Below are 8,010 nucleotides of genomic sequence, written 5' to 3' on the forward strand. Positions count from 1 at the left end.
CCCGTTGCGGGCCAGTAGTTCGTCCTCGGCGTGTGAGATGACCGGCTTGTCCCACATCTTGGTATATTCAAGGGCGCGGCGCATGAGCTGGCTGTTCATAACGCATTTGCCGTCATCCGAAAACCCGACTACGCCCGCTTTTATCAACTCGCCCATCTCCGAGAGGCGCTCTCCTGCTAAACCGTGGGTGATCGCGCCGATCGGGAAAACATTTCCAAAGCCGGCGTCTCTCGCCTGGCGTTGTATGTACTCGACGACCGAAGGCGAATCGGTCACCGGGTCGGTATTGGGCATGCAGGCGATGCTCGTAAAGCCGCCCTTTGCCGCCGCGCGTAGGCCGGTCTCGACCGTTTCTTCATCGGTCCGCCCTGGATCGCGCAGGTGGACATGCATGTCTACAAGCCCGGGGGCGACGACCATCCCCGAGGCGTCGATTACTTCGGCATCAGCCGTGAGGTGTTTGCCTACGGCTTCGATTTTTCCGTCCTCTATCAAAACGTCCAGCGTATCGTCGATGTTGTTTGCGGGGTCGATTACCCGTCCACCTTGTATCAAGTATCTACTCATCGCTATCAGCACCACCCAGCAGTAAATATAGTATGGCCATCCGAACCGCGACGCCGTTCGTCACCTGAGTGGTGATTACCGACTGCGGCATATCCGCGACTTCGGGGGCGATTTCGACGCCCCTGTTGATCGGGCCGGGATGCATCACAATCAAATCGGGCTTCGCCGCCTGCAGACGCTTCTTGTTAAGGCCGAAAAGCGTCGCATATTCGCGAAGCGATGGAAACAGCGGCTCTCCCTGCCGCTCGAGTTGTATCCTTAAGAGGTATAACACATCGACCTCGGGAAGAACCGAATCGAGGTCGTGCGAAACCTTTACGCCGAGCGATTCTACACCTTTTGGGATTAGCGTCGGTGGACCGATTACGGTAACCTCCGCACCCATTTTCTTTAACGCCAGTATGTTCGACCCGGCCACACGGCTGTGGAGAATATCGCCGACGATGGCGACCTTGAGCCCGTTGAGCGTCCCGAAAGCCTGGCGGATGGTAAAGAGGTCGAGAAGCGCCTGCGTGGGATGCTCGTGCGAGCCATCCCCTGCGTTGACCACGCTGCAGTCCATATGTTTAGCGAGAAGCGCCGCAGAACCGGAGGCCGCGTGGCGGATAACCACCAGGTCGGCCGCCATGGCTTGAATGGTCTGGGCGGTATCTTTGATGCTCTCACCCTTAACGACAGCGCTGGTACTCTTTGAGATATTGACCGTGTCTGCGCTCAGGCGCTTTGCGGCAAGCTCGAATGAGGTCCTTGTCCGCGTACTCGGTTCGAAGAAAAGGTTGATGACCGTGCGCCCCCTCAAGGTCGGAACCTTTTTGATCGGGCGCTCGGATACCTCCCGAAAAGACTCGGCCATATCCAGGATGAGGGTTATCTCATCGCTCGTCAGCTGGTTTATGCTCACTAAGTCCTTGTGTCGTAGTCCCAAGTTAGTTACCTCTCACCTCGTCACCGTTCTCACCTATTATCACAGAGTCTTCGCCGTCCGCTTCGGAGACGTTCACTTTGACGCGCTCCTTGCGTGCCGTCGGAATATTTTTGCCGACGTAATCCGCCCTGATCGGAAGCTCGCGGTGACCGCGATCTATGATGACTGCCAGCTGTATCGCGGCCGGTCTGCCGTAATCCATGATGGCATCCAGCGATGCGCGAGTCGTGCGCCCGGTAAACAGGACATCGTCGACCAGAATTATCGTTTTATCCGTGACATCGAATGGTATCTCGGTTTTGTATATCTTTGGTGAGGAGTGCGTTTTGACGTCGTCCCTGTAGAACGTGACGTCGAGAGAGCCGACCGGAAGCTCAACGTTTTCGATCTCCTTGATCTTTTCCGCAAGCCTGCGGGCAAAAAAAATACCGCGGTTGCGGATTCCTACTATCGCTAGATTATCCGCTCCACGGTTGTTTTCGAGGATCTCATGGGCAATCCGGGTAATTGCCCGGCCCATAGTTTCGCTATCCATAACCTTTGTTTTTTCCCTAAAACTCATAAACCGCTCCCTGTTTTAGTACAAAAAAATACCTTTTCTGCGAGTGCACGAAAAGATAGGCATGTTGTCGCGAAACGTTACTATTCGATTGCCAACCTTGCTAGCCTCGCAGGACTATTTTTAAAGGCCTCATATATAATATCAGAAACCCGGATGCCATGCAACCGGTTTTCACACACTCTCTACATGCAGGTCATCGAGTCTACGTCGTTTCAAACGAGCTCTAATCACCCTCCGGCTCGTCATCGTCTTCCATCTGGCGCATGCGCCGGCGCTTCTTTATGGGGGCCACGATTATGGCGAGGATACCGATGATGATCATCAGGTACCAGCCGAAATCCTGGAGGCGGGTGAGCCAGATGGCGATTGTCTGGTTGCGGGCGTAAGCGCGCCAATCGGAGTTGAGCTGGTCTTGACTGCGGCCGAGCACTTGCGTAAGGGCGGTGTCAAAATCCGCGCCGCCTTGCAAGCTCGAAATTATCTCATACAGCTTGGGTTGGCCGAATTTATCGATGATGAAGGTGATCATCATATACCCTTCTGCATAGTCCTGGGGCGTTGAAAAATCGCTGTCTGGCTGTTCTGAGCCTACGATGTCGGGGATATCCCTGGCCAGGGCGTATCGTTCAAGCTGGGCGGCCTCGATGCCGGGTTGAGACTCATGGATGGCCAGCCCCTCGATAAACCACTGCGGGACGGTGTTTATCCTGGGCACGCTATTAATGAAGATTATATGGTTTATCTCATGGCCTAAAGTCACAGTCGAGTTTCCGGCATTAAGCAGAATCGCTATTATATTCTGACCAGGGGATGCGTAACCGGCGGCATCGGCAGAGGGACTTTCGCTTAAAAAGGCGGAACGGTCGGTGTAGATATAGAGCTGTATCTTCTCGTTCTGATGGAAATCATAGCGCTGGGCCATGTTGTCGTAGATGGATTCGGCGGTCTGCCCTATCTGCTGCAGATCCGAGCGCTTTACGGCGCGGATTATAAAATGCGGCGATTCGTAAGTCGCCCAATCTCTTTGGGGCGTTATGGCATAGGCTTTGGAAGACGGAATCGGCGAGATCATCGGTACGATCGCTAGAAATGCCAGTATCAAGGCTAGGAGCGTATATGTTAACCGCCTAGTCGTTACCCGGTTCGGTAGTTTAGCCCCTCTCGATATATCCATCTATTGTAGTCCCTTAACTAGTTCAAGGAGGTCTGTGTTGGTGAGTGTGCTTACCATATGTATATTCCCATAATAAAACCCATCAAATATGGTATCTGGTTTAAGTGATGCAGCACTTACGGGAACAAAAAATGTCACCTGCTTTAATCCCTTGGCGCCCACCAGAGTTTTGTTCTGCTTAATACGATCGATTGTCCCGAAAAAGACAAAAACCGGCTCCCGGTGATACGTGAGGCGCACCGCTCTAAAGGCGACACCCCTCATTTTTATATAGGAGGCATCGCTTACGGGAGGTTCGTTTGCGGAAGCGCCGACCCGCAATACAATGCGCTCGCAAACGCTGGTGATTTTGCTATAAGACCCGTCTCCAGGCTTAAGCACTAGCCGCTTGCCTCCACTAAACACTTCGATTTGCTCGGGATTGCCGTAAATGGTGACGCCGGCGCTCGTCTTGTCAGCAGTGTGATTTTCTTCTGCGGGCTTAGATACTTTTGTCGGCCTAATATCTCCTTTTTCCAGGGGCTTAGTAACCTGCCTCGAACAGGATGCCAGCAAGGCCAGCGCCAATACCCCCGTGAGAAGAACAATGATCCTTTGCCGTTTTTTGGTATTCAACTCCTTGACCCCCTTCGCGTGCTTCGGTAAACTAAGTCAGGTACAGCCTACCAATCCGTCCCGTAGGAGAAACCGTGAGACTTAGTTATTCGGCCATTTCAACATACCAAAAATGCCCCCTCTCCTACAAATTTCTTTACGTCGATAAACTACCGACCAAGCCCTCGCACCATTTAAGTTTTGGCAGCAGTATTCACACGGCACTCGAATTCTTCTATCGCGTCGAGGTACCCGAGCCCTGTGACTTGGAGGATCTCCTGCAAGAGCTGGATAACGTATGGTTGCGCGATGGGTACGAGAGCGAGGCGTTGGAGCAGGAGTATAAAGAAAAGGGCCGGGCTATCCTCACTCAATTCTACCGGGAAAACGCCCCGTCGTTCGGCGTTCCGGTTGCGGTGGAAAAAAGATTTGCCGTAGATATGGATGGAATAACCCTCTCAGGGATCATCGACCGCATCGACCGGCTTGAGGGCGGCGGGCTCGAGATCATCGATTACAAGACAAACGGCAAACTACCGCCGAGGACGAAGATAGCTACCGACCTGCAGCTCCCCATCTACCACATGGCCGCCGAGCACCTCTACGGGATCGCACCGCAGAAGGTGACCCTGTATTTCCTGGTGCCGAACGAACGTGTGAGCGCCCAAAAGACAAAAACCGACATAAAGCGCGCGCAGGATACGATTCATAAGGTGGCTGAAGGTATCGGCGCAAAAAACTTCGAGCCCTTTAAAAACCCGCTCTGCCCGTGGTGTGATTTTATAGAATCATGTCCCCTTCACATGAACGACCCGGTTATGCTGGCGAAAGCCGCCGCTAACGGTAAGGTATCTAATGGAGTTCATGGGAATAATAAGGTCAACGGTGGCTCCGCTGCTGCAACGGCAACGGCGACGAGAGCAACGGAAGCGATCAAAGAACTGAAACAGAGTGCGACTGCGATTGAAAAAGCGGTCGATGAATATCTTGACCTGGTGAACCAGATCAGCAACGCCCGCTTACGGCTGGCAGACCTGCAAACGGTCATCCATAATTACTGCGAATCGAATAGCCTAACATCGATCAGCGGCACGCACGGACGCCTCGCACGCCGTGCGCACAAAACCACCCACTATAACGTGGACAAACTGCGTGATTTGCTCGAGCCCCGTGGTCTTTGGGATAAAGTCCTCGATGTAAACGGCCACTTCCTCAAGCAGCTTCTCGACGACGAAGATTCCCAGAGTGAGCTGCGCAAACTTATTGAGACCGCAAAGGAAGTCGAAGAAATCAGCTACGCCTTGTATGTCAAGGATGAGCTGGAAAAGCACTAATAAAAAGGACCAAATTCTTCCTTCAAACGGTTCCGTGAGAGTGCTAATATGATAACTACGAATCACTTACAAGTACACTCAATAACCCTTTGAGCAGCGACAACCGGTAAGGAGAGTATATGAGAAAATGGGGCGCGATATCCCTGTCCTCTCTTATGATCCTGGCACTAGCACTATCCTTAATTTCTTGCACGAAAACCAAACAGACCACCGGCAAGACGCAGCAAATAGAGCACATAACGCTACACAGAGAGATGTTCATAGGCGATTATGACGTAAAGGTCGTGCCGGAAATGGTCTCATATGGCGCTCTGCTCCCTGCTCTCTCTTTAAAGGATGACATACTGCCCATAAAACAAGTGCTCGGCTGGTTTAAACCAAAAACCGCCGTAAAAAAACAACATCCTAATGGCACGACGGCATGGGATGTTTCAGGCGATGAAACCGGTACTATCATCATATCGAGGAGTTCGGTGAGCTTTGCGTCGCCTGTCCTTGTAAATTCCGTAGGCCGGGCTGGTTTCCCCGGATTTGCGCCAATCTCGAAGACCGAAGCGGTCGCACAGGCTGTCGATTACATAAGAACACATGGCGGATTTCCCGTAGAAGCCAAGCTCATGCAGGCAAGTCCCGATACCCGAGGAGAAATCCGGACTAATGTGAACGGTAGACGGGTAAAGAGTGTCGGTACAATCGGGTATTCCGTAAGGTACGTTCGCGAACTTACGGGCATGCCCCTTGAGATGGATAGCATCGAGGTACGGATCAGCAAATTGGCGCCTGGCAAGTATGTAGTCGACCGGTACTTGCGCAATTGGCACCAGCTCTGCCCCGCAGGTAAGCGCAAAGAGGTCATACGCCCCGAGAAAGCGATTGAGATAGCAGTGAAGCATTTCGGGCCGATGACACACACGAAAAACGTGGTCGTTGGCCTGCTCGAACCCGTCTATTATGATCCCCAACAGCTTAATCGCATGGAACTGTGCGACAGCCCACCCTCGTCTATTCTTAAACCTGGTTGGAGAATACGCGTAACTGGTTGGGACGCAATCGTGGATGGCTCTACCGGCGAAATCCAGGGGAACGAGTATGGCGCCGGATATGGACCGGCCTCTATCAAGGCGATGCAGAAGTTTGAGGATGAATCTATCAGCGCCAAAATCCCTGTTCCGATATGGATAGGTCTTGTAAAGAACGGTAAGACTCTACGGCATTGGAGCCCGGGTGCCCGTGAGTTCGGCGTGATTCTTCACGAGTCCCAAAACATCCTAAGCAAAATGCGGCCATACTATGAGAAAAAGGCCGATATGATGGGGGCGAGCGGCGATACTCCCTTTACCTATCCTCAGGGCGGGTTGCTTCTTGTATACGGGCGCTCGAATGTTTTCTTTGTGACCGACAGTAAACTCGGCCGCGATATGGAGGAGAAAGATTTTCCACGGGACGGCTCGTGCAGGCTGGAATTTACGCGTGACGGCTATTATCGAATTTACGGCAGCGAAGCGTTCATTTGCTTTAATGAGAGCCAAGCGGATAACGCAAAGAGGTCTGAATATAATAAACAGCTCTACGGCGATGATCCCTTTACAAAGATCCTAATCAACGTGGGTGGCCCACGGTATATATTTACCGATGCTATTGCGTCGAACGATAAGCTTAAAAGTTTGGTAACTCGATGAGATAAAATCTCTTGTGCTACAATAACCTATTGGCAGAACATCAACTAGTCTTGAGGGGAGCTTTTGTAGTGGGATTTACAGCAAAAACAGCGACAATAAAATCGGTAGTTATAGTGGCGACGGCAGTATCGATGCTGCTTATGCTAGTAGTCGTGGGATGCACCGGAAAAACATCCCCTTCCAGCAGCAAAAAACAAAAAGCAAAAACTGCAAGCGCTAAGAAATCCCCAATGTGGATTGGAGAAACCACAGCTACGGTGGATGGGATCGTAGCAAGAGTCAATGCCAGCAGACACAAAGACCCGTACCCCGACAGACTCCCGGAAATAATGGCAACCGACAAAGGACCCGACCAAGGTGCTGTTATGAAGTGGTTTGCGCCGTTTCAAACCATCGAGGATACTGCGGCCAAGCCGTCTACCTTCTACCCCGTTGGCAGCCATTGGTTCCTGATCGATAAGAAGGGCAACAAGAAAGGTAAACTCTCTATCGATAAGTTCGGCGGCATTTACTATATGCGCATCGGACCAGCCGAGAAGAGCCCGATGTTTTTCCGGTATGGCGATGCCGAGCCGATGACTAAGGATTTTATCAAGAATCATGGCGGCGTGCCGGATGAAAAGCTCACCTTGGCGAGCCAGGGATTTAGAGAGGCGCAGCCTAACAGTCCCGACAAAATCGTTTGGCTTCAGCGAGGCTACGGTCATCAGTTCGATGGTGTCGATATTTGGGATGACCGGATTGAAGTCAGTATAACCAAGCTCTCTGGTGCACATTATTACAGGCGCTGGCATGAGTTTAAAGCTGAAGGTAGCGATAAAATCCTTCTCGGACCGGCCCAATCCCAGGTCATAGCCGAGCAAGTAATTAGGGCCTACAAAAAAGACTGGCAAACGCAGCCCGACAAATTCGCAAATATTCTCTCAGGCCACAAGCCCCTCTCTATCGAACTGCAGCAACTGGTCTATTTCGACCCAAGACCCCGCGACATCAGGCATTTCTATGATACGCAAGTTATTTACCATCCAGGGTGGATTGTGCGCGTGAGTAAAACCGAGAAAAGCCCTATGTACACGTACGTGGATGAGAGCGATACGGCCGATCGCACGGGAGGCGCAAAACCCGAGCCAACCGTTCTCGTAGATACACCTGTGGACAACGGTGACCCGCCCCAC

General features: G+C 52.0%; 8 protein-coding genes. 3 read left to right on the top strand and 5 right to left on the bottom strand.

What is annotated here, in order from left to right:
• The 5 genes from ACYC56_RS10060 to ACYC56_RS10080 all read right to left on the bottom strand — a co-directional run.
• Window positions 1-567, bottom strand: a 567-nt coding sequence (locus ACYC56_RS10060) for an amidohydrolase family protein (RefSeq protein ID WP_461374049.1), incomplete at its 3' end; no start/stop codon positions are given.
• Window positions 560-1,492 carry an aspartate carbamoyltransferase catalytic subunit gene (locus tag ACYC56_RS10065; protein WP_461374050.1) on the bottom strand — a complete coding sequence of 311 codons (933 nt, stop codon included), beginning with the start codon at window positions 1,490-1,492 and terminating at the stop codon, window positions 560-562. The genes ACYC56_RS10060 and ACYC56_RS10065, both read right to left, overlap by 8 nt.
• A 1-nt stretch (window position 1,493) precedes the next feature.
• Window positions 1,494-2,054 (bottom strand): bifunctional pyr operon transcriptional regulator/uracil phosphoribosyltransferase PyrR, encoded by a 561-nt coding sequence (pyrR, locus tag ACYC56_RS10070; RefSeq protein WP_461374051.1) that lies wholly within the window; start codon window positions 2,052-2,054, stop codon window positions 1,494-1,496.
• A gap of 223 nt (window positions 2,055-2,277) precedes the next feature.
• Complete coding sequence (locus tag ACYC56_RS10075; RefSeq protein ID WP_461374052.1) at window positions 2,278-3,228, bottom strand: peptidase MA family metallohydrolase; 951 nt, start codon at window positions 3,226-3,228, stop codon at window positions 2,278-2,280.
• On the bottom strand, window positions 3,229-3,843 hold the full coding sequence (locus ACYC56_RS10080) for a hypothetical protein (RefSeq protein ID WP_461374053.1): 615 nt from the start codon (window positions 3,841-3,843) through the stop codon (window positions 3,229-3,231). It abuts the gene before it with no gap.
• Between the two features lie 74 nt (window positions 3,844-3,917).
• On the opposite strand from ACYC56_RS10080, the gene ACYC56_RS10085 reads away from it, so the two are divergent.
• The 3 genes from ACYC56_RS10085 to ACYC56_RS10095 all read left to right on the top strand — a co-directional run.
• The gene (locus ACYC56_RS10085; protein WP_461374054.1) at window positions 3,918-5,156 is read left to right on the top strand and encodes a RecB family exonuclease; all 1,239 of its coding nucleotides are present in this window, start codon (window positions 3,918-3,920) and stop codon (window positions 5,154-5,156) included.
• Window positions 5,157-5,275: 119 nt separating this feature from the next.
• Entirely contained in the window at window positions 5,276-6,835 is a 1,560-nt protein-coding gene (locus ACYC56_RS10090) for a hypothetical protein (RefSeq protein ID WP_461374055.1), read from the top strand.
• 68 nt (window positions 6,836-6,903) lie between these two features.
• Window positions 6,904-8,010: hypothetical protein (locus tag ACYC56_RS10095; protein WP_461374056.1), on the top strand; the 1,107-nt coding region annotated here is incomplete at its 3' end.

Source organism: Candidatus Aquicultor sp. (assembly GCF_054640775.1).

What these genes read in the sequence shown, in the direction of transcription:
- ACYC56_RS10090 (WP_461374055.1), top strand. Translation starts at nt 5,276, where the DNA reads ATGAGAAAATGGGGCGCGATATCCCTGTCCTCTCTTATGATCCTGGCA.
- pyrR (WP_461374051.1), bottom strand. Translation starts at nt 2,054, where the DNA reads ATGAGTTTTAGGGAAAAAACAAAGGTTATGGATAGCGAAACTATGGGC.
- ACYC56_RS10075 (WP_461374052.1), bottom strand. Translation starts at nt 3,228, where the DNA reads ATGGATATATCGAGAGGGGCTAAACTACCGAACCGGGTAACGACTAGG.